Raw genomic sequence first — 2,762 nt, 5'->3', positions numbered from 1 at the left:
GCGGCGCTCCTCACGCTCGTGCGCACAAGCCTGGAGGACAAGAACGCGCCCGAGGCTCGCGCGCTCGTCGCCCAGCTGAGCGCCACACGCGGCGACCTCTACGACTTCCTCGCGGAGGAGGTCCTCGAGACGCTGTCGCCGTCCCTGCAGCGCTTCCTCACGCGCGTCTCGGTCCTCGTCGCCGTCGACGCGGAGACCGGCGCGCTGGTGGATGGCCGACCTGCGGCCGACCTCGCACCCCTGATCACCGAGGCCGAGACCTTGGGGCTCCTGACCCGTCCCGACCGCGAGTCCCCGCACCGTTTCCACCCCCTTGTCCGCGACTTCCTCGTCGCCCGCCTCCGCGAGGAAGTCGGCGAAGCCCAAGTCCGCTCGATGCACGGCCGCGTGGGGGAGGCACTCGAACCTCAAGACTGGCTTGGAGCAGCGTGGCATTACCGGGCTGCCGCTCGACCTTCCGATGCAGAGCGAGTGGTCGATGCAGCGGTGGCCGAGATCATCGCGACCGGGACCTTCGAGGATGCCGCTCCGTTTCTCGACGGGTCAGCTGGACCCGGCAATCGACCCACCGTGCTCATTCTGCAATCGCGGCTCGAGTTCGGAAGAGGTCGAATTGGTCCCGCGCTCGCCCTCGCAAGGGCGGCGGTCGAAGGGGCGGCTGGGGGTCGCGCAGCCGGAACAGCGCTGCTCAATCTCGCCGGGCTACAAGGTGTCGCGGGCTACAGCGATGATGGCGTTAGCTTGGCGAAGCGGGCGCTCGAAGCGGAGCTCTCCGACTCCGAGAGAGCGATCGCGCAGGCGATTGTCTCCGTGCGATCTCTAGCTGACGACGGGGATCTCGAGGAGGGCGCTCTCCTGCTGAGGAACCTGGCCGGCCAGCAGGTGCGGGATGGGCAGCACCGCTACGCCGCGATCACCCTCCTCATCCTGTCATCCGCTCTCACATGGCTTGGCCGTCCAGAAGAAGCCTTGGACGCCGCGTACGGGGCCGGCGTGGAAATCATTGCGACGGGGGCGAGGGGCGTGGAACTCGTGTCCATTGTCCTTGCGCAGGCGACGGCACTCCTTCACCTCGGCCGGCGCGAACAGGCTGATGCGGCGCTATTGCTCGCCGCCAAGACAGGCTCCGATTTGACGTCCGATGAGATCCACCTCGAGACCGGACGACTGTCGGCTTCGCTCGGTGATCGGGATGCAGCCGAACAAGCGCTGAGCAGGATTGCCGCAGAAGACCTGCCCGACGGCTATGCCGCGATCTACGCGGAAACGATGCTCACCCTCGCGCTCCGCCGCCGCGCCGCGGACGAAGCGCGGGGCCGACTCGAGGTGCTTCGCCGGCACGTCCCAACTGAAATCGCAGCGCGGCTCCAAGTTGAGATCGCAGTGGTTCGAGTGGCTCTACTCAACAACGAGGATGCCGCGAAGGCCCTCGAGGTGGCGATGGGTATTGCCAAGAAGCAGCAATCGCGGCCTGGGCGCGTGATTCTCGAGTTGCTCGCGGATGCGGCCGGCGATCGAGCCATACACGAAGCGGTTGCGCGGATGCCTGAGGACCTCAGTTACTGCGCATCACTAGTTGCCGAGGAGATCGCCCACGCTGCCCACCGGCTGTCTTCGACCGCCCGGCAACGGATCGAGCGGGAAATTGGTTTACGACCCGAGCGCTGGCGCGAGGCGCTGCTAACTGAGATTGTGGATGAAGGGCCCAGTGCAGCTGCATGTGCAGCGATGCTGGTCCACATTGGCACCCGGGACGATGCTGCTGCGCTGAGAGCGGCGGCAGCCAAGCTCAAGGATCTCCGTCCGGCCGCGCTGGCACTCACAGTCAAGCTCGCCGCCTCAGTGGTGGTTCATGACCTCGGTCCGGTGTCAATCGACGTCGCAAATGCGCGCGTCCGGGTCGTGCGGCGCAAGGTTCTGGCCCTCCTGTGCTTCCTGATCACGCGACCGAATATGGCGGCGACCCGCGACGAGATCCTAGAGGCGCTGTGGGCGGACCTCGCTCCCGACGCGGCTGGCAACTCGCTCCACCAAACCATCTACTTCCTCCGACGTGTGTTTGAGCCCGACTTCCGGGAAGGCCTCAGTGCTCGCTACGTCAACTACGACGGTGATATCGCGAGGCTCAACCCGGAACTCATCGCGACCGATAGTCGACACTGCTGGAAGGCGATCGAGAACGCACCTCTCGCCCCTGGAGACGTAATGGCCATCCTCACGACATATCGCGGTCGATTCGCCCTGGACTTCGCGTATGAGGAGTGGGCGGCCGATTACCGTGACACGCTTCACGCCGCCGTATTGTCGGCTGCGGAGTCCGCAATGCAACGTGCGTCTGAGGGAGGCGATCTCGACTCAGCTGTACGTATTGCCCAGCGCATCCTGGATGTCGATCCTGAGGCTGACGGCATCGAGGCGGTGCTGCTGCGGGCTTACAAGGAAGCGGGGCGAACGGCCGCCGCGGCAGAGCAATATGCGCACTACGCGTCCGCTCTGCGAGACGACCTGGGCGTGGACACGCCGCCCCTCGAGGATCTCTAGGACTTGTTGCCGATGCGCAACGCGGCCGGCCTGTACCAGTGGGCATAGGTAGGGTTGCGTATTGACCGGTGCAGACGACCGAACCTAGAGTACGCCCCGCACTAGTACGAACGTACGGTGCATCAAGGAAACGCTCGGACGCGCTGATACCACCACCTGAATTGGGCACTTAGGGTGGAGGTGGAGCGAGTAGTGCAACCGACCGACTTTCGAGTCTGGTC

At 65.4% G+C, this 2,762-nt stretch carries 1 protein-coding gene and 1 riboswitch; the gene reads left to right on the top strand.

Going from position 1 to position 2,762, the window contains the following annotated elements; translation table 11 throughout:
- Window positions 1-2,541: BTAD domain-containing putative transcriptional regulator (locus VGM51_01180; protein HEY3411648.1), on the top strand; the 2,541-nt coding region annotated here is incomplete at its 5' end.
- 127 nt (window positions 2,542-2,668) lie between these two features.
- Window positions 2,669-2,752, top strand: a riboswitch (cyclic di-GMP riboswitch).
- Window positions 2,753-2,762 lie beyond the last annotated feature (10 nt).

This window comes from Armatimonadota bacterium (assembly GCA_036504095.1).
Lineage (GTDB): Bacteria > Armatimonadota > DTGP01 > JAKQQT01 > JAKQQT01 > DASXUL01.
The sequence above is the reverse complement of the archived record's forward strand: the minus strand, read 5'-3'. Positions and strand labels throughout refer to the sequence as shown.